The following is a 22,364-nucleotide window of genomic DNA, read 5'->3' on the forward strand; positions in this document are numbered from 1 at the left end:
TTGGTATACTGGTAATCATAGTATATTAAAAGGATGATGTCACATGCTGAATTGGGAAGAAAGACGACAGCTCGTCAAGGTTGCTCATCTTTATTATACAGACGGGTGGACGCAGCAGGAGATTGCAAAAAAGCTCAATGTCTCAAGACCAGTCATTTCAAAGCTCTTACAAAAATCAAAAGATGTGGGAATCGTTGAAGTGTACATTAAAGACGAAAGTATTCATACAGTGGAACTTGAAAAGCAGCTCGAAACGACCTTTCAATTAACGGATGCTGTTGTTGTCCCAAGTGTCGGGACAATGTCTGAGATGGTCAAACGGGCAGTCGGTCAAGCGGGCGCCTATTATCTTTCTAAAAACATGAAAGACGCTGAGAAAATCGGTATTTCATGGGGAACCACACTTGCCGAGCTCGTGAAGGAATATCCATTTGAGCGAAGAAACGATGTCAAAGTCATTCCTTTAGAGGGCGGAATGGGCAGGCAGGCAGTCGACATTCACGCGAATCAGCTGGCATATGAGCTGGCAAAGAAGATGAATGGTACGTGCTCCTATTTATATGCACCTGCAATTTTAGAAACAGAAGAATTAAAAGAGCGGCTGATGGCGATGCAGGACATAGAAGCTGTGCTTGAAGAAGGCAGAAATGTTGATATTGCCCTGATCGGTATTGGGAATCCGCATAAAGGCTCTACATTGAAAACAGTCGGTTATTTAAAAGAAGAAGATTTGTCTGGTTTAAGGCAATCAGGAGCTGTTGGTGATATTGGTTTTCGTTTCTTTGACGGGGAAGGGAAACCAGTCCAAGATGAGTTGAACCAAAAGGTGATTGGATTATCGTTAGAACAATTAAAGAACGTGAAAAAAGTCATCGCAGTTGTGGAAGGAACCCATAAGGCTGAAAGTATTTTAGGGGCTTTAAACGGCGGCTTTATTCAGGTGCTCGTCACCGATGAATTGACTGCGGCAGCTATTTTAAAGGAAGCATCTGTCCAATAAACAGCTGACAGCCATCGTATTGTATAAAAAGAGCAACATCAAACGAGAAAGGAGCTGTGTATCTTGAAGAAAACCGAAATGGAAGCAAACCTACACTGTACTCGGTGCCAAGAAGAGACCCTCCACAGCATCGTTTATGTGAATGATCAGATGAAAAGCGTTGAGTGTACAGAGTGTCATCAGAAGATCAGTGTGCAAGTCGACATCATGAAGGAATTTTACAAAGAAGTGTATGAAAAAATTGCCACAAAGCCGAAGCGGATGACGCAGGAGTATAAGGCGAATCTGAATGGATTTATTTCAAGACTCCCCATCCGGGTTTTAAGTAAGCCATACCGGCTGATGAGATATTTAAACGAATCTTATAAGGTCATTAAGCAATATAAAAAATAAAGCAGAGGCTGTCTTAGCGCTCTGCTTTATTTTGTGTTTTTTTCATGTAGTAATAAATCGGCAGTCCAGCAATGCCGATCAGCATGGAGATCAGGCAGCTTTGCCAATCGGTGATCATGGTGCTGATTAAGACAAAGAAAGAGCCGATAATTGCAATGATCGGTGTGAGCGGGTAAAGTGGTACGCTATAAGCGCGCTTCATTCCCCTGTTTTGTTTTCTTAGCTTAAAGACAGCGAAAAAGGCCATCACATAAAAGATGTAAATCATGAAAATTGAAACTTCTGACAGCTTCTCGGGATTACTGACGATCATAAACACAATGGCAATCAAAATCTGTACAAATACAGCGATCCAAGGTGTTTGAAAAGTAGGATGAATGCGTGAAATGGCTTTGGCAAACGGAATTTGTTTTCGTTCTGCCATCGCAAAAATGACACGCGGGAACGAAAGAACCTTTCCATTCAAACAGCCAAAGATACTAATGATGATTCCGATACTAATAATTTTACCGCCAATTGGACCAAAGAGCATTGTAGCAGCTGTGCTTGTTGCATTTTCACCTAGTTGAACGATTTGATCAGCTGGTAACACATGCAAAAGGGCGATGTTAATAAAGAGATAACATGCTGTGACAATTAAAATACCGCCTGCCATCGCGCGAGGAAGCAGTTTCTCTGGATTTTTCATTTCACCGCCAAGCGCTGCAAGCAAAATCCAGCCATCATAGGCGAATAACGTCGCCAAAATTGCTGCACCGAAGTTCATTTGTGCGATACTCTCATTGACGGCTGTGAAAATATGTTCATTTCCTTTCCATAAGCCAAACACAATAATTGCTGCAATTGGAACAAGCTTTCCGATCGTGGTCAGTCCTTGGACAAAACCACCGTATTTCGTTCCCATGATGTTGATCACACATAAAAAAAGAACGGTGATAATGCCAATCGTTGTAGCCCATAAAGAAGAAAGAGAAAATAAATTAGCTAATAATGAACCAAAATAAAGACCAAGAGCACCAATAATCGCTGGCCCGTAAATAATAATTTGCACCCAGCCACATAAGTAGCCCCAAAATTCACCGTATATTTCTTCAAGATAGGCATATAAACCGCCAGTACGTGGGATTTGTGTACCAATTTCAGCGACTGTGAGTCCGCCTGCAAGGGTTAAGATCCCGCCTAACAGCCATGCGAATAAGGCGATGCCTGAGCTTCCTGAATAAGAAAGGACGTTGCCAGGCTTCATAAAAACGCCAGATCCAATAATTGTTCCGATGACAAGAGATAGGGCAAAAAATAAGCCGATGTCTTGTTTTAACGCTGGTTGTTCTTTGTTCATTACACACGACCTCCTGCATCACTTTCGTACGTTACTGTGACATGTATTTTGTTCATTGTAATACGATTTTAGGAAAACTAGAATTAAAAAAATTTTCTGATTTTCGTATTTGTATTTAAAAGTGTTCATTTATTGGAGATATTAGGATGAATGTTATCTTAAAAGCGAACAATAGAAGATTATTTTTGATTTAATGTTAATTTAATAGGCGGAAGCCGAACGTCCAATAAAGATGCAGCCGAATGGTTGACTTTTCTTCTAAAATGACCTATTTTATTCATAAGGATATTATCTTGAATTCGAGATATTTTATAATAGGAGTGAACACAATGAAAATAAATGGGATTCACCACGTATCAGCACTAACAGCAAATGCTCAGAAAAACGTTGATTTCTACCGCCAAATCCTTGGCTTAAAACTGGTGAAAAAAACAGTCAATCAAGATGATCCATCGATGTATCATCTATTTTATGGAGATGAGGTCGCCTCACCTGGTACAGAGCTGACGTTTTTTGAAATACCGATGCTCGCCCGCCGGTTGGACGGAACAAATGCGATCTCACGCACAGGTTTGACTGTCACTTCAGAAGAGGCACTCACATTTTGGGAAAAGCGCTTTGAAGAAAAAGGTGTAAAGAAAGAAACAGCTTCTTTAAGAGGCGGCAGACCTGCTTTGAAATTTACAGATCCAGAAGGACAGCAGCTGTTTTTGACTGTAGAACCAAACGTGCAAGATGGAGCGAAGCCACCAGTGCATGATGAGATTCCTGCTGATTTTGCGATCAGAGGTTTGGGACCAGTAGAATTAACAGTCGCAGAAGCAGATAAAACGATCAGTGTGTTAACGAGCATCCTTGGTTTCACAGAAAAAGCACGTGAACAATCAAATGATGGGGAAATCGTGACGATTTTTGAATCAGGACAAGGCGGAGCTGGAACAGAGATTCATGTCATTGAAAAAGCAGAAGGACCTGCTGAGCGATCTGGCAGAGGGAGTGTTCATCACGTAGCTTTTCGTGTAGCGGACGCAGAAGAGCTTGAAAAATGGCATGATAAAATAGCCAAAGCCGGTTTCACCAACTCTGGTGTTGTAGAACGTTTTTATTTTAAAGCCCTATATTTTAGAGAGCCAAACGGCATTTTGTTTGAAATCTCAACAGACGGTCCGGGATTTACAGTGGATGAAAGCGTGGATGAACTTGGTGATCAATTAGCACTTCCGCCATTTTTAGAGCACAAACGAGCAGAAATTGAACAAAGATTGGTCCCAATCAAGTGAACATGAAAAAAGCAGCTCAATTTTTATGAGCTGCTTTTTTCGTTAAGAACTGACTTGCTTTGATTCAGATTGCGTTAATGTCACTTGTTTTGTTTCTTCTTTTCCATTACGAACGAGTGTGATGCTGATGGTATCTCCTACTTTTGCATTCGTGTAAAGCTCGTGGCGTAATTCACTGCCGGTTGTCACTTTTTTGCCATTGATGGCGGTGATAACATCCTCTGCCTTTAATCCAGCTTTTGCAGCAGGTGAGCCAGCAGCGATTTCTTTTACGTACACGCCTTTATCCAGCTGACTGCTTGTCAGTCCAAGCGTTTCCTTCTGATAAGCATCTGGTACTTGTTCGAGATCCAGCATGCTGATACCGATATAAGGTCGTTCGATTTTTCCTTTTGTGAGAAGCTGCTCTGCAATTGGTTTGACATCATTGATTGGGAGCGCAAACCCGATACCTTCCACACCTGTTTCAGAAATTTTCATACTGGTGATCCCCACAACCTTTCCGTCTGTTGTTAAAAGCGGTCCGCCGCTGTTACCGGGGTTAATGGCGGCATCTGTTTGAATGACATTAATACTGCTTTCGCCAGCTGATGTATCCATAGAAACTGTTCGATCCACACCGCTGACAATTCCTTGTGTCACTGTTCTTGATAAATCTTCACCAAGCGGGTTTCCGATTGCGATGACGGTTTCTCCCGCACGAAGGGATGAGGAGTCTCCAAGTTCAGCGACTTTTGTAACGCCGCTGCTGCTAATTTCCACGACAGCAAGATCAGTCAGCGGGTCAGAACCAACCACTTTTCCTGCTACCGTCTTGCCATTATGCAAGGAGACTGTTAATTTATTTGCTCCTTCAATCACATGGTTGTTTGTTAATACATAGGCTTTACTGCCGGATTTTTTGAAAATAACCCCTGATCCGGTACCGCTTTCTTGTTCTTGACTGCTGCTGTTTTGATTTTGCTGTGATCCACCAAAAGGTGTGTTCATATCGCCAAAATCTGTGGTTGTTTGACTTTGTGTTTGATAGTTTGTAATGCCGACAATGGCTGGTGATACGTTTTCGACCATATTTGAAATACTGCTGGTCGAATTCGATGTTTGTGACGCTGTTGTTTTTGACGAATTTGTACTTGTATCATTTGTCGATACAGCGGCTGTTTTCGTTGACGAATCAGTTGAACTATTTTCTGAATGCTGAGCATATGGAGTTAGAACGTAAACACCTAACGCTAACGTACCTCCTACAATCCCGCTGACAAATGGCTTCAGCCAGCCACTTGGCTTCTTCTGCTTTTTTTTCGGCTGTTCAATGGTTTGTAATTCATAAGAAGTGTGTTTTTCATCTTTGTGATGTGTCATCAAGATCACTCTCTTTCATCGATTTTTACATGTATGTGTTTAAGGTGATTGACCGTATGTGGTGGATACTGACTTTATCGTAAGAAAAAAGTGTGGGATAAAAATGAAAACATTGTGGGAAATTGTTAAAATAAGTAGTGAATCTAAGCAAAATAGAGGAGATTAAACTGTGGAGACTATTGGAATCATTGGATATGGAAGCATGGCAGATATGATGGTACAAAAATGGCTGGACAAAGGAGTACTTCATGCCAGTCAGTTTATGATCCATACAAGAAGTGAAACGGAGCGGCTGCAACAGCTGAAAGAGAAGAACCAGCATGTCAACATTTGCTCTTTAGATGACATCTCTGCATCATGTGATGTCGTGTTTGTTTGTGTACCACCGCTTGCTGTACTTGATGTATTAGATCAGCTGAGCCCCGCAAAGACATCTCTTCATATCGTATCAGTGGCAGCGGCTGTCACGTTAGACAAATTAATGCAACATACGAATCAGCCGGTTTCTAGATACATTCCCACTTTGACATCAGCCGTAGGGACGGGTGTATCCCTTGTGGCGCATGGTGAAACTGCTGGACAGGAGGCACAAGAACGACTCCACCGCCTGCTTTCAGCTTTTAGTATCGTCAGGGAAGTGGAAGAGGACCGGTTTGATGCGGCGAGTAATTTGACAAGCTCTTCTCCGGGCTTTATTGCAGCAATCTTTGAAGAAATGGCGAGAGCCGCTGTTCGGAATAGTGAGCTTTCTTTAGAAGAAGCCTATGAATTTTTAACATATGCGCTGCTCGGTACAGGACAAGTTCTTGTTGAACACGGACTGACATTTGCTGAAACGGTGAATAGGGTCGCAACAAAAGGCGGGATTACAGGAGAAGGCGCTGCAGTCATCCAGCAGCAGGCACCGCAAATGTTCGATGACTTGTTTACACAAACGATGAAAAAATATGCGCAGCTAAAATCGCAAATCGATGAAGCAGACAAACACCACTAAAGACATAGCTAGTGGTGTTTTTTCTGTAAAATAAATCCTTTCGCATCAATGCTTTTGACCTGTATTACCTGAGTCTAATTTCCTTATTTTCAGACATTGTATTGAAAAATCAATCAAGTTCTCATATAATTTTTTAGAAAATTTAGAAAAATATACACAAATTTTAAGTTTAATTAAAGGGGGATGGGGATGAAGCTCTATGTATCAGTCGATATGGAGGGAATTACTGGTCTAGCTGATCATACATTTGTTGATAGCCGCCAGCACAATTATGAGCGCGGGAGAAAAATCATGACAGGTGAAGTGAACGCCTGTGTAGAAGCTCTTCTTACACATGGGGCGACCGATATTTTAGTGAATGATAGCCATTCTAAAATGAATAATCTGTTGATTGAAGATTTGCATGAGGAAGCATCTCTCATATCAGGGGATGTAAAGCCTTATTCAATGGTTCAAGGATTAGATCAAACGTATGATGCCGCTGTTTTTTTAGGCTACCATGCGAGGGCATCAATGAAAGGTGTGATGTCTCACAGTATGATTTTTGGTGTCAGACATTTTTACATAAATGATCATCCAGTTGGTGAAATGGGCTTTAATGCGTATGTCGCAGGTTATTATGGTGTTCCAGTCATTCTTGTATGCGGAGACGATCAAGCGGCACTTGAAGCCGAAAAGTTAATGCCTGGCGTGAAAACAGTGGCGGTGAAAGAAACCATTTCAAGATCTGCTGTGAAATGCTTAACACCAGCGAAAGTAAGCACCCTCATCTCGCAGCAAGTGGAAGCTGCCATGAAACAAATTCATCAAATGAAGCCGCTCACGCCTCCTGAGCAGCCAGTGCTGAAAATCGAGTTTGCCAATTATGGACAAGCCGAATGGGCGAATTTAATGCCGGGTACGGCCATCATCGAAGGGACAACAACGGTGACGTACCAAGCAGAGAATATATTAGAAGCCTACCAAGCGATGCTTGTCATGACAGAGCTTGCCGCACGTACAACATTTTGTTAAGCGAGGGGGAGACAGCAGATGGCCAGCTTTTTGCTCAAGCGTTTGATTGCCATGATTGCCACGATTTTAACCATCACAACTTTAACGTTTATTTTAATGAAGGTCATCCCAGGATCGCCCTTCAATGAAGAACGAAATACAAACGAAACTGTCCAGCGAAACCTCGAAAGCTACTATCACTTAGACGAACCACTCTATGTTCAATATATGATCTATTTAAAATCCATCGTTACTTTTGATTTTGGTCCTTCCATTAAAAAGCCTTCTGAAAGTGTCAATGATTTATTGGCGAGAGGTTTTCCAGTCTCATTAGAACTTGGTCTTATCTCTATTTTGATTGCTGTCATCTCCGGCATCTTGCTCGGAATCATGGCTGCCCTCCGGCATAATGGCTTGATTGATTATATCGCCATGACGATTGCTGTTTTCGGTATATCCATACCAAACTTTATCTTTGCTACCTTATTAATTCAGCAGCTTGCTGTGAATGTAAAGCTCTTTCCTACAGCGATGTGGACAAGTCCAATGCATATGGTGCTTCCTACCATTGCACTGGCGGTAGGTCCAATGGCTATCATTGCCCGGTTAACGAGATCGAGCATGATTGAAGTGCTGTCGCAGGACTATATTCGAACTGCAAAAGCGAAAGGACTTTCCCCTTATAAAATTGTGTTTAAACATGCCCTGCGGAATGCGCTTTTACCTGTTGTCACGATCCTTGGCACACTTGTCGCAAGTATTTTAACAGGCAGTTTTGTGATTGAAAAAATATTTGCGATCCCTGGAATGGGAAAATACTTTGTTGAGAGTATTAATAATCGTGACTATCCTGTCATCATGGGAACCACTGTTTTTTACAGCATCATCTTAATTACCCTTCTTTTCATTGTAGATGTGACATATCGTCTGCTTGATCCAAGGATCCAGCTGCATCAGAAAGGAGGAAAGGCATGAGTATACATCTTCAGCATGATCAAACGAATCAAGCGCATGAAGTGCCAGATGAATGGTTTGCTCCTAAAGAACAAAAGACATCTGAAGTCCATGCCATTAAAAGACCCTCACTTTCGTATTGGGCAGATACTTGGCGACGGTTAAAACAAAATAAACTCGCTATGTTTAGTTTATCGGTGCTGATTTTTCTTTTCGTCATGGCTGTATTAGGCCCACTCCTTGCACCGAATAGTGTGACAGAACAGCGGCTTTCCATGCAAAACTTGCCACCGTCAGCTGCTCACTGGTTTGGAACAGATGAACTTGGACGTGATGTGTTTACACGTACTTGGTACGGCGCACGCATTTCATTATTTGTGGGCGTGATGGCCGCTCTCATTGATTTTGCAATCGGTGTCATCTATGGCGGTATTGCAGGCTATAAAGGCGGGAAGTATGACCATGTCATGATGCGGATCGTCGAGGTGCTTTACGGTCTGCCGTATTTACTCGTCGTCATTTTATTGATGGTTCTGATGGGGCCTGGGCTTGTCACTATTATTGTGGCGCTCACTGTCACAGGATGGATTGGGATGGCAAGAATCGTGAGAGGTCAAGTCCTTCAGCTGAAAAGCCAAGAATATGTCCTTGCCTCGAAAACCTTTGGCGCAAAAAGTTTGCGCATCATTCGCAGAAATTTACTGCCGAATACGATGGGACCGATTATTGTCCAGATGACGCTGACTGTACCGACAGCGATATTTGCTGAAGCGTTCTTAAGTTTTCTTGGTTTAGGGATTCAAGCGCCGTTTGCAAGCTGGGGTGTGATGGCCAATGATGCCTTGCCGACAGTGCTGTCAGATAATGGTCACTGGTGGCGTTTATTCTTTCCGGCATTTTTTATTTCGCTGACGATGTTTTGCTTTAATAATTTAGGTGATGGCTTGCAAGATGCGCTTGATCCGAAGATGAAGAGGTGATGGCGTGATGAAAAAAATGCTTCGGATTATCGATCTGCATGTTAGCTTTCGGACATATGGCGGTTCTGTTCAAGCGGTACGCGGGGTGAATGTGGATGTGTATGAAAAAGAAACCCTCGCCATTGTCGGAGAATCAGGCTGCGGAAAAAGTGTGACGTCTCAAAGTATCATGCGGCTTCTCCCTGCATATAGCGCACAAGTCGATCAAGGGGAAATTTGGTTTCGTGATCGCAACTTGCTGTCATTATCTGAAAAAGACATGCGAAGCATTCGTGGTGTCGATATCTCCATGATTTTTCAAGATCCTATGACGGCACTCAACCCAACGCTGACAATTGGAGATCAGCTGATGGAGGCTGCAAAAGTGCATCAGAAGCTGACAAAAAAAGAAGTGAAAGAAGAGGCGCTTCGTATGCTTGATTTGGTGGGGATACCGCAGCCGAAAGAGAGGCTGAAGCAATATCCGCATCAATTCAGCGGCGGCATGAGGCAGCGGCTCATGATTGCAATGGCTCTTATTTGTGAGCCGAAGGTGCTGATTGCAGATGAACCGACAACTGCACTAGATGTCACCATACAGGCGCAGATTTTAGAACTATTTAAAGAGATTCAGAAAAAAACAGGCGTGACGATTATTTTAATCACACATGACCTAGGGGTCGTAGCACAAGTCGCTGATCGAGTGGCTGTCATGTACGGGGGAAAAATCGTTGAAGTTGGGACAAGGCGAGATATCTTTTACAGTCCACAGCATCCCTATACAAAAGGGCTGCTGCAATCCGTTCCAAGGCTGGATATGAAAGATGAACTCATTCCTATTGAAGGAAGCCCGCCAGATTTATTTGCTCCGCCAAAAGGTTGTCCATATACCGATCGATGTCCGTCTGCGATGAAAGTGTGTGATCATATTATGCCGCATGAAACGCAGCGTTCACCTACACATGCAGTAAATTGCTGGCTTCAAGATGAACGAGCGAAGCAAACGGTTTTATCTTCAACACAAAGGGGGAGTTTTTCATGAGAAAAACAGGTTGGATTCTCAGTATGTGCTTTATCACAGTGATGCTGCTTGCAGGATGTACAGCCAATGAGCAAGCAGGCAAAGGATCTTCAAGCAAGGGTGAAGAGAAAGTTTTAACATTAAATAACGAAAACGAACCGACATCATTTGATCCGCCCATTGGTTTTAATAATGTGTCCTGGCAAGGGCTCAATAACTTAATGGAAGGATTAACGAGACTGAATGAGAAGCACGAACCATCTGCTGCCATGGCGGAAAAATGGGACATTTCAAAGGACGGAAAAACGTACACGTTCCATTTAAGGGATGGGATTAAGTGGTCAAATGGTGATCCAGTCAAAGCAAGTGACTTTGAATATGCGTGGAAGCGGCTGCTAGATCCAAAGACGGGCTCTTCTGCGGCATTCTTAGCTTATATGATTGAAGGGGGCGAAGCGTTTAACAGCGGAAAAGGGAAGAAAGAAGATGTAAAAGTCAAGGCTGTTAATGATCAAACGCTAGAGGTCAAGCTAGCATACCCGCAGAAATCTTTCTTAAATATGACGGCAAACCCTGCCTTTTTCCCAGTGAATGAGAAGGTAGCGGAAAAGGACCCAAACTGGGCCAAGGATGCGAAAACCTTTGTCGGCAATGGACCGTTTAAGCTGACAGAGTGGAAGCATGATGAAAGCTTTACAATGGAAAAAAATGACACATATTGGGACGAACAAACGGTCAAGCTAGATCAAGTGAAATGGCTCATGATCAGTGATCGAAACACAGATTACCAAATGTATCAATCAGGAGATTTAGATACGGCCTTCGTTCCCGCAGAACAAAGTGAAGACCTGTTAAAAAGCAAAGATGTGCAAATTGAGGATCAAGCAGGGCTGTTTTTTTATCGTCTAAATGTCAACATGGAGCCTTTTCAAAATAAGAACATTCGCAAAGCCTTTCAAATGGCGATCAATCCTCAGGATATTGTAGAGTATGTGACGAAAAATGAAGAGAAGCCAGCACGTGCCTTCGTTTCACCAGGAATTTTAGATTCAAAGGGTGAAGATTTCAGAGAAGCTGGCGGCGACCTTGTCAAACATGATACGAGTGAAGCTGTAAAACTATTAGAAAAAGGGTTGAAAGAAGAGAACTATTCAAAGCTGCCGCCTGTCACATTAACATACAGTACAAAGCCTGAAAATAAGAAGAAAGCAGAAGCCATTCAGCAGCAATTAAAAGAAGCGCTAGGGGTAGATGTGAAGCTTGCAAACATGGAAGCAAATGTGTTTGCAGAAGATCAAAAGGCACTCAAATTCCAATTCTCGCAAAGTTCATTTCTAGCTGACTATGCAGACCCTATCAATTTCTTAGAGAGCTTCCAAACAGGAAATGCGATGAACCGGACAGGTTGGTCAAATGATACGTATGATCAGCTGATCAAAAAGGCGAGTCAAGAAGCAGATGAACAAAAGAGAAATCGTATGCTGCATGATGCCGAGGCACTTCTGATGGAAGAAGCACCGATCATTCCCATTCATTTTTATAACCAAGTCTATTTACAAAAAGAAGGCGTAAAGGGCATTGTCCGCCATCCTGTTGGTTACATTGATTTGAAATGGGCACAGGTAGATGGAGAGTAAATGAAAAAAATGAGAGAACGGGACGCTTTGAAAAAAGCGTCTGTTCCTTTATTTGTTCATGTTATGAAGAAGATGCCCATAGATTGAAAGAAACGAAGAGAAAGAGGGGATTGGCGTGAACCATCTGCCAGTGGCACTTCAAACAGGAGATACAGTGGGAATCATTGCACCAGCAAGCCCGCCTGATGAGCTGAAATTAGCAAGAGGTATTTCTTTTTTAGAAAGCTTAGGGCTAAAGGTGAAAAAGGGGAAGTATATCGACTCCCGGTATGGTTATTTAGCAGGTCATGATCATGAACGAGTGGAAGATATTCATCACATGTTTCAAGATCCAGACGTGAAGGCAGTGATTTGTGCTTGCGGAGGATACGGAACAGGAAGAATTGCAGAAGCCATTGATTATGATTTGATTCGCCGGAACCCAAAAATCTTTTGGGGATACAGTGATATTACATTTTTACATACAGCCATTCAGCAGCAGACGGGTCTTGTCACCTTTCATGGTCCAATGCTCTCCTCTGATGTGGGACTTGAAGAGGTTCATCCGTATACAAAGGATACCTTTTTACAGCTATTCACTCCGAAAGCCTTTTCGTATACGAACCACCTGTCACCTCTTCACACTTTTTATCATGGCACGGCTTCAGGCGAAATCACCGGAGGAAATCTTGCCCTTATTGTCACGACACTTGGTACACCTTTTGAAATTGATACAAAGGGGAAGCTTTTATTGATAGAAGATATAGACGAAGAACCATATAAAATCGATCGAATGATGCAGCACCTAGCCTCTGCAGGAAAATTACATGATGCGGCGGGATTTATCATTGGTGATTTTCATCAATGTGAGCCGAAAAAGAAAGAGCAGTCGTTGACGCTCGATCAGTTATGGGAGACGTATATTGTCCCGCAACAGAAACCTGCACTTGGCGGCTTTCGGATCGGTCATTCCTCTCCAAACTTCGCCATTCCAATCGGCGTGCAGGCTACATTAGATGCTACAGGGAAAAAACTGCATATTTCCCCAGGTGTTGCAGCGAAAGAGGCGATCAAATGAAAATCGTAGATGTTCGCACATGCAGAACGAGTGTACCGCTAAAGAAGCCTTTCAAAACAGCATTAAGAACGGTGTATGACGCCGCATCTCTTATTGTGATCATCACCTATGATCAAGGCGATGTCAGCTATGGAGAGGCAGTGCCGACATCGGTCATTACAGGTGAAACACTGGAAAGCATCGACTATGCTATTTGCGCTGTGATGAGGCCGATCTTGATTGGGGCCTCATTGTCACAATATGAACAAATTTTTTCAGCGATCGACCGTGTACTTGTAGGAAACACGAGTGCAAAGGCTGCAATAGATATGGCGATTTACGATGGTTTAGCGAAGCAGGCTGGCCTGCCGCTTTATCAATATCTTGGTGGTTATCGTAATCAGCTGGAAACGGATTACACGGTTAGTGTCAACCGTCCGTTAGAAATGGCAGAGGATGCGAAGCAATATGCAGCTGAAGGCTTTCGTACCTTAAAGATCAAAGTGGGAAAAGATGATATAGATACGGATATTCAGCGGATCAAACGGATTCGAGAAAAAGTCGGGCCGGATATTCAAATCAGGCTTGACGCCAACCAAGGCTGGACATGTAAGGAAGCGATTGTCGCCATTCGAAAAATGGAGGCACTCGATATTGAACTAGTCGAGCAGCCAGTGCCTAAAGAAGACATCGAGGGTCTGCGCCGGGTGACGGAAGCAACAGACACATTGATTATGGCAGATGAAAGTATTTTTAGCCTCCATGATGCCATCAAGGTGTTAGAAACGAGAAGCTGTGATCTCATCAACTTAAAATTAATGAAAACAGGCGGTATCAAAAAAGCGCTGAAAATCAATAGTTTAGCAGAAGCATACGGCGTCAAGTGCATGGTTGGCAGTATGATCGAATCAAAACTAGGGATTACCGCAGCCGCTCATCTTGCTGCAAGCCAACCGAATATTACCCGTTACGATTTTGATGCGCCGCTTATGCTCAAAGAGGACTTAATAGACGGAGGAATTATCTATCAAGGGAAAGATATTCTCTTTCCACCGCATCATGGGTTAGGCATTCAAAGAGTGAAAGGGGTCTTATGATGTTATATGAATCAAAGGTTCCAGTCGCAAATATATGGACAGCACCGCAGTCGCCGAGAGAAATGGATCGACACGTTCTTCAAAGTTCCGTCCAGATCAAAGAATGGATTGATGAGCAAACATATGAACAGAAATTGGCCTTATGTGAAGAAAACCTTATTCAAACCCAAGTACTGCTTGGCGAACGAGTCATTGGGCTGGAGGAGACAGATGGCTGGATGAAAGTTGTCATCCCGCAGCAGGCAAGCCGGAAACACCCGCAAGGCTACCCAGGTTATATCCCCGTAGTGCAATTAAATGAAGTATCAGAGAGTGAACCACCTGCTAGTCCCTTGATTGTTTGTCAGAAAAAAGCGGTTTTATATCAAAACGGAATACCGGATATGGAGATTAGTTTTTTAACAGAACTAGCACTTGTTGAAGAAATGAGCGATTCCTTTGATGTTCTAACTCCAGTAGGAAGAAGAGAAATCAAAAAAGAAGATGTGCGCCACGCTTCATCACCTTCTTCTATGAGCGGCAAGGATGTCTTAGCCATAGGAAAACAATTTATTGGACTGTCATATTTGTGGGGCGGCATGAGCAGCTATGGCTACGACTGTTCGGGTTTTGTTTACAGTATGTACAAAGCGTGTGGATGTTTATTACCGAGAGACGCAAGTGACCAAGCAGTTCAAGGAACTCCAGTCGCATCAAACCATTTGGCGCCAGGTGATCTCATGTTTTTTGCCAATGACAATGGGAAGGGAGCAGTTCGCCATGTAGGGATGTATGCTGGAGATGGCATGATGCTTCACTCGCCTAAAACGGGCAGACAGATTGAACTCCTTTCTCTTTCTGGTACTTCATATGAACAGGAATGGGCAGGAACAAGGCGGTATTTGAAAGCTGAGAGGGGGAGATGTGATGGGAAGTGAACCACTTCTGCAAGTCAACAACTTAAAAAAGCATTTTCATCTATCGAAAGGAAGAACGTTAAAAGCATTAGATGGTGTCACCTTTCAGCTGAAACAAGGCGAAACCTTTGGTCTTGTTGGTGAGTCAGGCTGCGGTAAATCTACACTTGGAAAAGTGCTCATGCGGCTTTATGACCCGACAGAAGGTGAAGCTTTGTATGAAGGGAAAAGTCTCCATCACTTATCGAACCGAGAATCATTTGATTTCAATAGACAAATTCAAATGGTGTTTCAAGATCCGTATTCTTCTTTAAATCCTAGGCTCTCTGTAAAAGATATTATGCTAGAACCGATGGAAATCCACCAATTGTATGGCAGTCAAAAGAAAAGGCTCGAGCGCGTGAAGGAACTGCTTGAAGCGGTGGGGCTAAGTCATGATTTTGCTACACGCTATCCTCACGAATTCAGCGGAGGTCAGAGGCAAAGAATAGGGATTGCTAGAGCACTAGCCTTATCACCAAAGTTTATCGTGGCAGATGAGCCGATTTCTGCACTAGATGTATCCGTTCAAGCTCAAGTCGTGAATTTGCTGAAAAAACTGCAAAAAGAAGAAGGATTGACGTTTTTATTTATTGCCCATGATTTATCGATGGTTAAATATATTAGCGATCGAATCGGTGTCATGTACTTAGGGCATCTCGTGGAGATGACTAGCAGTGATGCTTTATATAAAACACCGCTTCATCCATATACACAAGCATTGCTGTCTGCTATCCCGATTCCAGATCCTGATGTGGAAGATAAACGCAAGCGGTTTATTTTAAAGGGAGAAATTCCAAGTCCAGTGAATCCGCCAAGCGGCTGCGTATTTCGGACAAGATGTCCTGCTGCAATGGATGTATGTGCGGACAAAAAGCCAGTATTACAAGCAGTCGAAGAAGGACATGAAGTGGCCTGTCATTTATATGATAGGAAATAGATAGAGGGAAGAAGGTAAGCATTTAAAAAGCCAGCGAGTAGACAAGCTGGCTTTTTGGCTTTTATGAACGCCTAATAGGTAATGTACAGCATCTAAAAGAGCCGCCGGATTTAATGATTTCTGAAAAATCCACTTCAATGACGGTGTAGCCGCGGGCTGTTAATGCAGCATTTGTTTCTTGGTTGATTGGTAAGCTGATGACTTTTTTCTGACCAATGGACAACACATTTGGTCCAAGTGTGAACTGCTCTTGCTCACTTATTTCAATGAGATCATAATGCTTTTTGAGCATATGAAGATCCTTTTCCGTAAAAGCTTCAGGGTAAATCAAGATCTCATGATGAGAAAGAATATTCATCACACAATCAAGATGCAAAATGTGAGAAGGAAGATGAATAGGAATGATGTCGTGATTCGGCAGTTCTTTTTTGAGCTGCTGGATGGCGGCTAGATTTGTTCTTTTGCTGATCCCCACAAATACCCGGGTTTGGTCTACAAGCACATCGCCGCCTTCAATCGTTCCATCATCCAGCGTGATGGTTGTCCATCCTTTTGTCTGTGCCCATTCATTTAAGGAATGTTCTTCTCCTTGTCTGACAGGGGCTGCCATGTTTGAAACAAATAAAGTCTGTCCAATTGTAAATCCAATATCCCGAGTGAAGACTTGTTCAGGGAAACGTTCATTTGCAGGAAGAAGGACAGGCCGGACATGATGGTTTTTCAGCGTTTGGATGAATTGCTTATGCTGCGTGAGGGCTTTGATTTGAGAAATATTTTCTCTTGCAAAATGCTTTTGGGTTTCATTGATGATCTGTTTAATTTCCATATAAATTGGACTGCATAAGAGGACTTCTTGTAAATCATCATATTCACTCATACATTGCGGCGTTTTATACACTTTCTCTGATTTCATAGAATCCATCAAAGGGCCTCCTTGTTTATCGATAATTATATTATTCCTCCTTCTAGTAAATGTTGAAACATTTCCGAAAGAAAATCTCTCATGAGAGACTAAAGCAAAAAGTTTAGACAAACCTAATAGAATAGTGTTTAATAAAAGTCGTTCCGCATCAACGAAAACAGCAAGAAGGAGCTATGACGATGAGTGAAGAAAATTTCAAATACTGCAAGGAATCGAAAGTTGTGAAAACCAGCAGGGTATTCCCCCTCGATACGAATAACCACCAAACGTTATTTGGTGGGAAATTAATGAGTTATATAGATGACATTGCTTCCATCTCGGCAGCAAGACACAGCCGTAGTGAAACAGTCACCGCATCAATGGATTCAGTTGATTTTTTAGAGCCGATTGGACAGAAAGAGTCCGTCTGCTTAGAATCTTATGTGACATGGGTCGGTACATCTTCTATGGAAGTATTCGTCAAAGTCATTAAGGAAAACTTGATGTCTGGAGAGCGCAGACTCGCAGCAACTTCATTTCTTACTTTTGTCTCGCTTGATGAAAACGGGAAGCCAAAACGAGTTCCACAAGTCATGCCGGAAACAGAGGAAGAAATCATGCTTCATCAAACAGCGAAGCAGCGGGCAGAGGAAAGAAAAAGCCGCCGGAAGCATAGTAAAGCTTTGGCTGACGCACTTGGGACGGATAAGCCTTGGGCGTAAAAATCACCCTTTAAGCGGTGATTTTTTTCTGAGTCGGTATCTTGCATGGCAAGATAGTGTGTGGTAAGATCAAACTATCTTGTCATGCAAGGTACTGAAAGCGGAGGATCGATGATGACACAATCAACACAAATGCTAAAAGGAATTTTAGAAGGATGCCTACTGTCGATTATTTCTGAAGGTGAAATTTATGGCTATGAAATGACAAAGAAGCTTGCGCACTATGGGTTTGATCAAATTAGTGAAGGTAGTATTTATCCGATCTTGCTGCGCATGCAAAAAGAACAGCTGGTCAGTACGTCCACAAAAGCATCGGCGAGTGGGCCGAAAAGGAAATACTATACGCTCACACAAAGAGGCGAAGAAGCGCTGACTGATTTTACCATGCGATGGAATGAGCTGTCAGGGAATGTAGAGCGATTATTACATAAAGGGAAGTGAGAAGATGGTAACAAAAGAAACGAGACACATCTTATTAGAGCTGCAACTCTATCTCATATCAAAAGGGAAAAATCAGGACGAGATCGACGAAGTGATGGATGAATTAACGACACACGCTGTCGAAGCTGAGAAAGAGGGGAAAACAGGGGAAGATGTATTTGGCGGAGATCCACGGGGCTTTGCTGATGAGCTAGCGAAAGAGCTTTCTAGAAATCATAAAGACTGGGTTCCGTTTGTCAGTGCTTTTTTAATTGGATCTCTTTTTTACATGATGTTAGCAGATGCCATCAGTCAAAGTTTATCGTATTCTTGGTATGCACTCATTGGTTATCCGCTGATCATAGTGGCCAATGTGATCATGACCATTGTGATGTTTAGAGCTTCTGCCTTTCAAACAAGCGGGAGGGCATTCTTTTATTTTTGGATATTAGGTGTTTTTCAGATGACAGCCTTGATCACAGTGAAATTATTGGACCAAAAACTTGGTACTCCTTTACTTGTGCTGACCTCGGGCCAAAGATGGGGCGTCATTCTTCTGTTGCTGCTGTGTATTGTCTTATTGAATGCCATTTTAAAAGCCAATATGGTGTCGCTCATTCCGGTGATCTTCTTTGGGCCGCAGCTCCTATTCGAATGGCTTGGATGGACATCACCTCTGATGCTTCTTTTCACAAGTCTGGTATCCATTGTGATTTTAGTCTTGCTCACAATCGCTTTTTTACAGAAAACAAACAAGAAAAATGAACATTTAATGTAGATAGAGCACATCACTTGCGATGTGCTTTTCTTTTTCTAAAAAAATGTAGATATGGGATCACATTTTTCTTTACAATGAGAAGAGGACAAAAATGAAAAGGGGTTCTGTGATTGGATATTGTATGGGGGTATGTACTCGTTTTTATATTGGCTGCTTTACCTTTCTTTGAAGTGGTTGGTGTCGTTCCGCTGGGGATTTTAAGTGGTCTGCATCCTGTGACAACGGCAGTTATTGGATTCGTCGGCAACTTTCTTACCGTCTTGCTACTCATCGTCTTCGTGGACCGATTTAAAGCGTGGTGGCTGAAGAGGAAAGAGGAGAAACATGATGAAAAAGGAGAGAAAAAACAGCTGAAAGCCAGAAAGGTTTGGGAACGGTACGGTCTCCCTGGTTTGGCACTTATCGGTCCTTTTATTATTGGCAGTCATTTAGCGGCTTTTATGTGTATGAGCTTCGGTACGAAAAGAAAACAAGTCACTGTGTGGATGACGGTCAGTTTAATCATGTGGACCGCATTAGCTGCTAGTTTAACGGGTGCGGGGTTCCATTACTTTGCCCCAGATTCAAATGGGTTGTTCGGAGATATTTTTAGCAAGTAAGCAGGGGGGATAAAAAATGGCACATCAAACACGGATCGTGCTCGAAACAGAGCGTCTCAGACTGAGAACAATGGATGAAGACGATGCGCCTTTTTTATATGAAAAGCTGTTCCAAGATGAAGAGGTCATGAAGTATTATCCTTCACTAAAGGATGAAAAGCAGACAAAAGAGTGGATTGCTTGGAATCAAAAGAATGACCGCACATTCCATACATCTCTGTGGATCATTGAAGAAAAAGAAACGAAAGAACCACTTGGACAAAGCGGAATTGTTCTCCAAAACGTCGAAGGACAAACAGAGCTTGAAATTGGCTATATGCTAAAGAGATCGGCATGGGGAAAAGGATATGCTGTTGAGGCTGCAAAAGGCTGTCTTGCGTATGGTTTTGACGAAATGAAGGTGAGACGAATGGTCAGCTTAATTCGCCCTGACAATGAAGCGTCAGTCAAGGTCGCAATGAAAATGGGGATGAAAAAAGAAAAAACTATTTCAAAATGGGATCAAATGATTGATGTTTACAGTGTTACTCGTGACGGAAAAAGCGGCTCGCTTGAATCATAAGGAGAGCCGCTTTTTCTTTTATAGACGCTGTTCTAACTGAAGTAAATATTTCTTTCGTTCGATTCCCCCGCCATATCCGCCAAGTTCACCGCTTGTTTGAATGACTCGGTGACAAGGAATGATGATGGCCAACTGATTGGCACCATTTGCATTTCCAACTGCCCGAACCAAATGGGGATCGCCAAGCATGATGGCAAGATCTCGATACGATCTCGTTTCGCCTGGCGGAATCTGTAATAGAAGATCCCATACCCTTTTCTGAAAAGGGGTGCCATGTATAGCAAGTGGCACAGTAAACTGCGTGAGTTTCTTTTCAAAATATAAGGCCAATTCCTTTGCTAATTGCTGATGGACGTTTGTTTCTCCAACTAAAATACGGGCATGATGTTTTTTTCTGATGTTCTCAATTTCTCTTTCTAATCCTCGCCTGTCCATAAATTCAAGCAAATACACATGGGTTGCATCTGAAATGCTCATCATCCGCCCAATCGGAGTAGAAATAAAATTCGCATGCAAAATATTGACTTGCGCCTTTTTGGGTGGATTTCCCATGATTTTCGTAAAGGCATCATTGAAGGCACTGGAAGACTCGTAACCGAAGGTGACTTGCTGATCAATGACTTTTTTTCCGTTCAGAATCTCTTTAAACGCTAGCCCCATTCGGCGTGATCTAGCATATTGAACAAAGGTCATTCCATAGATTTCTTTGAATTTTCTCCGAGCTGTTGCAGAGTGAATCCCTAATTGGCGAAAATCTTCTTCTTTCCACCGTTTCTCAGGACTCTCTTCAACTGCTGATACAAGTGTTTTGACTTCTTCTGGAATGCTGTTAGGATATGTTAAAGGCGTGCATCGCTTACACGGCCGATACCCTGCAAGCAGCGCCTCCTCTGCTGTAAAGAAAAACTCGCAGTTCTCATATTTTGGTTTTCTAGCAGTGCACGTGGCATGGCAGAAGATGCCGGTTGTTTTAATACCAGCAAAAAACGTGCCGTCATATTGCGGATTCTTATCAACAAGTGCTTGATAAAATTCGTGTTTTTGTTCGTCGGTCATCATCATTTGATCCACCTCTTGTTTTATTATATCAGTGATGTGGTCGTTCCTCTTTCTAACATTTAGTATACTTCGCTTTCATCCACTTTCTTTCGAAAAATGAACAAGTATATTTGAAGGGGAAAAGCAAAGTGGTAGACCGGCATATCAGGGTGTGATACACTTTTTCATACAGAATCGGCTGTATGCTAGATCTGATTATCATGAATTGGTTTTCTAGGGTTCCGTGCGGGCAGCGCAGTCTGGACCGAGAGAAAACACATAGGGTCTAGACAATAGACCGTATGGACACGGAGGGATAAAAGCCCGGGAGATTTGATCAAACGATCGATTTCCGGGCTTTTTTTATTGCTTGGAATCGGTAAGAAAGGAAGAGATCGAATGAAATGGGGAAATGTTTTGATTGCAGCCGTATTTGAAGTCGGCTGGGTGATGGGGTTGAAATATGCTGGCTCTATATTGGAATGGAGCGCAACCATCGTTTGTATTGTTGTCAGCTTTTATTTACTCCTGAAAGCCACGACTGTACTTCCAGTTGGCACACTTTACGCCGTTTTCACCGGACTTGGAACAGCAGGTACGGTCATAGTAGGGATGGTCATGGGTGAACCGGTACAGCTAGTAAAATTACTTTTGATCATGGTGCTTTTAAGCGGTGTATTAGGACTCAAATTGACCACAGGTGAAAAGAAAGGGGAGGCTGAATCGTGAGCTGGCTTTTACTCATTGGGGCAGGCATCTTAGAAATGCTTTGTGTCACCATGATGAATCAATTCCAGAAAGATCGCCATGTCAAATGGATTTTCTTCATAGCAGCTGGATTTTCGCTATCCTTTTTGATGCTGTCTCTTGCGATGAATACAATTCCGATGGGAACGGCGTATGCGATTTGGACAGGAATCGGAGCAGCTGGAGGAGCGATTGTTGGGATGATGTTTTATGGTGAGTCGAAAGACGCAAAACGTATTTTCTTTATCGCACTCATTTTATCAGCAGCGGTCGGGTTGAAAATCATTGAATAAGAAAAGGCTGGCAAACATGTGCCAGCCTTTTTGCTACATCGAATGATGATTGGAATCGTTTTCATTTTTGCGGTAAAGCTGACTCACAAGCAGAAAACATACACCAAATGTAAGTAAAGGAATGAGTCTTTCTCCGGTCATAAATAGATAAATGCCCGTGATTAGACATACGATGCCGAGCCAAAAGCTCACTTTACCAAACAAAGTCATGCTTTTCATCTCCATCACTCCTTTTGTGATAAAAGGTCTATTCATATTATATCACGCTAGGTGCAGAATTGAATGAATATTCAATAAAAAACACGACGCTTAATTGCTTTTTCTCTTTCCAGTCCAGTATAATATTTCATTAGAATGAAAAATG

General features: G+C 42.6%; 25 protein-coding genes and 1 riboswitch. Of the genes, 20 read left to right on the forward strand and 5 right to left on the reverse strand.

The window, feature by feature from the left end:
* Nucleotides 1–43: 43 nt before the first annotated feature.
* Nucleotides 44–1,000 (forward strand): sugar-binding transcriptional regulator, encoded by a 957-nt coding sequence (locus tag MHH31_RS06190; protein WP_342495382.1) that lies wholly within the window; start codon nucleotides 44–46, stop codon nucleotides 998–1,000.
* Between the two features lie 63 nt (nucleotides 1,001–1,063).
* The gene (locus tag MHH31_RS06195) at nucleotides 1,064–1,393 is read left to right on the forward strand and encodes a hypothetical protein (RefSeq protein ID WP_008358910.1); all 330 of its coding nucleotides are present in this window, start codon (nucleotides 1,064–1,066) and stop codon (nucleotides 1,391–1,393) included.
* Between the two features lie 13 nt (nucleotides 1,394–1,406).
* Here MHH31_RS06195 and MHH31_RS06200 read toward each other — a convergent pair whose 3' ends face one another.
* A complete protein-coding gene (locus tag MHH31_RS06200) occupies nucleotides 1,407–2,732 on the reverse strand; it encodes an amino acid permease (RefSeq protein WP_024719606.1) in 1,326 nt (441 codons plus the stop codon).
* Nucleotides 2,733–3,061: 329 nt separating this feature from the next.
* On the opposite strand from MHH31_RS06200, the gene MHH31_RS06205 reads away from it, so the two are divergent.
* The gene (locus MHH31_RS06205) at nucleotides 3,062–4,012 is read left to right on the forward strand and encodes a ring-cleaving dioxygenase (protein WP_342495383.1); all 951 of its coding nucleotides are present in this window, start codon (nucleotides 3,062–3,064) and stop codon (nucleotides 4,010–4,012) included.
* Between the two features lie 42 nt (nucleotides 4,013–4,054).
* On the opposite strand, the gene MHH31_RS06210 is transcribed toward MHH31_RS06205, so the two are convergent.
* Nucleotides 4,055–5,374: a trypsin-like peptidase domain-containing protein gene (locus MHH31_RS06210; RefSeq protein WP_342495384.1), complete on the reverse strand. Its 1,320-nt coding sequence runs from the start codon at nucleotides 5,372–5,374 to the stop codon at nucleotides 4,055–4,057.
* A 169-nt stretch (nucleotides 5,375–5,543) separates the two neighbouring features.
* On the opposite strand from MHH31_RS06210, the gene proG reads away from it, so the two are divergent.
* The 10 genes from proG to MHH31_RS06260 all read left to right on the forward strand — a co-directional run bounded on the left by proG (nucleotide 5,544) and on the right by MHH31_RS06260 (nucleotide 15,940).
* On the forward strand, nucleotides 5,544–6,368 hold the full coding sequence (proG, locus tag MHH31_RS06215; protein WP_061418776.1) for a pyrroline-5-carboxylate reductase ProG: 825 nt from the start codon (nucleotides 5,544–5,546) through the stop codon (nucleotides 6,366–6,368).
* A gap of 189 nt (nucleotides 6,369–6,557) precedes the next feature.
* Nucleotides 6,558–7,382 carry a M55 family metallopeptidase gene (locus MHH31_RS06220; RefSeq protein ID WP_041092312.1) on the forward strand — a complete coding sequence of 275 codons (825 nt, stop codon included), beginning with the start codon at nucleotides 6,558–6,560 and terminating at the stop codon, nucleotides 7,380–7,382.
* Nucleotides 7,383–7,400: 18 nt separating this feature from the next.
* Nucleotides 7,401–8,336, forward strand: a complete 936-nt coding sequence (locus MHH31_RS06225; RefSeq protein WP_008346233.1) for an ABC transporter permease — start codon at nucleotides 7,401–7,403, stop codon at nucleotides 8,334–8,336.
* Nucleotides 8,333–9,295, forward strand: coding sequence for an ABC transporter permease (locus MHH31_RS06230; RefSeq protein ID WP_024719611.1), 963 nt, complete (start codon nucleotides 8,333–8,335; stop codon nucleotides 9,293–9,295). The genes MHH31_RS06225 and MHH31_RS06230 overlap by 4 nt, the downstream gene beginning before the upstream one ends.
* 7 nt (nucleotides 9,296–9,302) lie before the next feature.
* Nucleotides 9,303–10,316, forward strand: coding sequence for an ABC transporter ATP-binding protein (locus MHH31_RS06235; RefSeq protein WP_342495385.1), 1,014 nt, complete (start codon nucleotides 9,303–9,305; stop codon nucleotides 10,314–10,316).
* The gene (locus MHH31_RS06240) at nucleotides 10,313–11,932 is read left to right on the forward strand and encodes a peptide ABC transporter substrate-binding protein (protein ID WP_268361372.1); all 1,620 of its coding nucleotides are present in this window, start codon (nucleotides 10,313–10,315) and stop codon (nucleotides 11,930–11,932) included. Before MHH31_RS06235 ends, MHH31_RS06240 begins: the two co-directional genes overlap by 4 nt.
* A 115-nt stretch (nucleotides 11,933–12,047) precedes the next feature.
* Complete coding sequence (locus tag MHH31_RS06245; RefSeq protein ID WP_017367085.1) at nucleotides 12,048–12,989, forward strand: LD-carboxypeptidase; 942 nt, start codon at nucleotides 12,048–12,050, stop codon at nucleotides 12,987–12,989.
* A complete protein-coding gene (locus MHH31_RS06250; RefSeq protein ID WP_342495386.1) occupies nucleotides 12,986–14,065 on the forward strand; it encodes a dipeptide epimerase in 1,080 nt (359 codons plus the stop codon). The genes MHH31_RS06245 and MHH31_RS06250 overlap by 4 nt, the downstream gene beginning before the upstream one ends.
* Nucleotides 14,065–14,982 carry an NlpC/P60 family protein gene (locus MHH31_RS06255; RefSeq protein WP_342495387.1) on the forward strand — a complete coding sequence of 306 codons (918 nt, stop codon included), beginning with the start codon at nucleotides 14,065–14,067 and terminating at the stop codon, nucleotides 14,980–14,982. The genes MHH31_RS06250 and MHH31_RS06255 overlap by 1 nt, the downstream gene beginning before the upstream one ends.
* Nucleotides 14,972–15,940, forward strand: coding sequence for an oligopeptide/dipeptide ABC transporter ATP-binding protein (locus MHH31_RS06260; RefSeq protein ID WP_008346217.1), 969 nt, complete (start codon nucleotides 14,972–14,974; stop codon nucleotides 15,938–15,940). The genes MHH31_RS06255 and MHH31_RS06260 overlap by 11 nt, the downstream gene beginning before the upstream one ends.
* Before the next feature lie 61 nt (nucleotides 15,941–16,001).
* Here MHH31_RS06260 and MHH31_RS06265 read toward each other — a convergent pair whose 3' ends face one another.
* On the reverse strand, nucleotides 16,002–16,862 hold the full coding sequence (locus tag MHH31_RS06265; RefSeq protein ID WP_342462462.1) for a dimethylarginine dimethylaminohydrolase family protein: 861 nt from the start codon (nucleotides 16,860–16,862) through the stop codon (nucleotides 16,002–16,004).
* Between the two features lie 179 nt (nucleotides 16,863–17,041).
* Here MHH31_RS06265 and MHH31_RS06270 point away from each other — a divergent pair, with 179 nt between their 5' ends.
* From MHH31_RS06270 to MHH31_RS06290, 5 genes are all read left to right on the forward strand, one after another.
* Nucleotides 17,042–17,563 carry an acyl-CoA thioesterase gene (locus tag MHH31_RS06270; protein ID WP_008346212.1) on the forward strand — a complete coding sequence of 174 codons (522 nt, stop codon included), beginning with the start codon at nucleotides 17,042–17,044 and terminating at the stop codon, nucleotides 17,561–17,563.
* Nucleotides 17,564–17,677: 114 nt separating this feature from the next.
* The gene (locus tag MHH31_RS06275; RefSeq protein WP_019743451.1) at nucleotides 17,678–18,004 is read left to right on the forward strand and encodes a PadR family transcriptional regulator; all 327 of its coding nucleotides are present in this window, start codon (nucleotides 17,678–17,680) and stop codon (nucleotides 18,002–18,004) included.
* A gap of 4 nt (nucleotides 18,005–18,008) precedes the next feature.
* Nucleotides 18,009–18,761, forward strand: coding sequence for a hypothetical protein (locus MHH31_RS06280; protein WP_342495388.1), 753 nt, complete (start codon nucleotides 18,009–18,011; stop codon nucleotides 18,759–18,761).
* Between the two features lie 110 nt (nucleotides 18,762–18,871).
* Nucleotides 18,872–19,360 carry a small multi-drug export protein gene (locus MHH31_RS06285; protein WP_007498817.1) on the forward strand — a complete coding sequence of 163 codons (489 nt, stop codon included), beginning with the start codon at nucleotides 18,872–18,874 and terminating at the stop codon, nucleotides 19,358–19,360.
* Between the two features lie 16 nt (nucleotides 19,361–19,376).
* On the forward strand, nucleotides 19,377–19,922 hold the full coding sequence (locus MHH31_RS06290; RefSeq protein ID WP_039168722.1) for a GNAT family N-acetyltransferase: 546 nt from the start codon (nucleotides 19,377–19,379) through the stop codon (nucleotides 19,920–19,922).
* Between the two features lie 18 nt (nucleotides 19,923–19,940).
* On the opposite strand, the gene MHH31_RS06295 is transcribed toward MHH31_RS06290, so the two are convergent.
* A complete protein-coding gene (locus MHH31_RS06295; protein WP_024719619.1) occupies nucleotides 19,941–20,984 on the reverse strand; it encodes a trifunctional transcriptional activator/DNA repair protein Ada/methylated-DNA--[protein]-cysteine S-methyltransferase in 1,044 nt (347 codons plus the stop codon).
* Between the two features lie 199 nt (nucleotides 20,985–21,183).
* Nucleotides 21,184–21,293, forward strand: a riboswitch (guanidine-I (ykkC/yxkD leader).
* Between the two features lie 66 nt (nucleotides 21,294–21,359).
* Between MHH31_RS06295 and MHH31_RS06300 the strand changes: the two genes are divergently transcribed.
* Together MHH31_RS06300 and MHH31_RS06305 are read left to right on the forward strand one after the other, a co-directional pair.
* Nucleotides 21,360–21,689: a multidrug efflux SMR transporter gene (locus MHH31_RS06300; RefSeq protein WP_024719620.1), complete on the forward strand. Its 330-nt coding sequence runs from the start codon at nucleotides 21,360–21,362 to the stop codon at nucleotides 21,687–21,689.
* Nucleotides 21,686–22,000: a multidrug efflux SMR transporter gene (locus MHH31_RS06305; RefSeq protein WP_025207223.1), complete on the forward strand. Its 315-nt coding sequence runs from the start codon at nucleotides 21,686–21,688 to the stop codon at nucleotides 21,998–22,000. The genes MHH31_RS06300 and MHH31_RS06305 overlap by 4 nt, the downstream gene beginning before the upstream one ends.
* A gap of 33 nt (nucleotides 22,001–22,033) precedes the next feature.
* On the opposite strand, the gene MHH31_RS06310 is transcribed toward MHH31_RS06305, so the two are convergent.
* Nucleotides 22,034–22,219 carry a hypothetical protein gene (locus MHH31_RS06310; protein WP_024719622.1) on the reverse strand — a complete coding sequence of 62 codons (186 nt, stop codon included), beginning with the start codon at nucleotides 22,217–22,219 and terminating at the stop codon, nucleotides 22,034–22,036.
* Nucleotides 22,220–22,364: the final 145 nt, after the last annotated feature.

The sequence above is a fragment of the Bacillus sp. FSL K6-1033 genome, assembly GCF_038630765.1.
GTDB classification, from domain to species: domain Bacteria; phylum Bacillota; class Bacilli; order Bacillales; family Bacillaceae; genus Bacillus; species Bacillus altitudinis.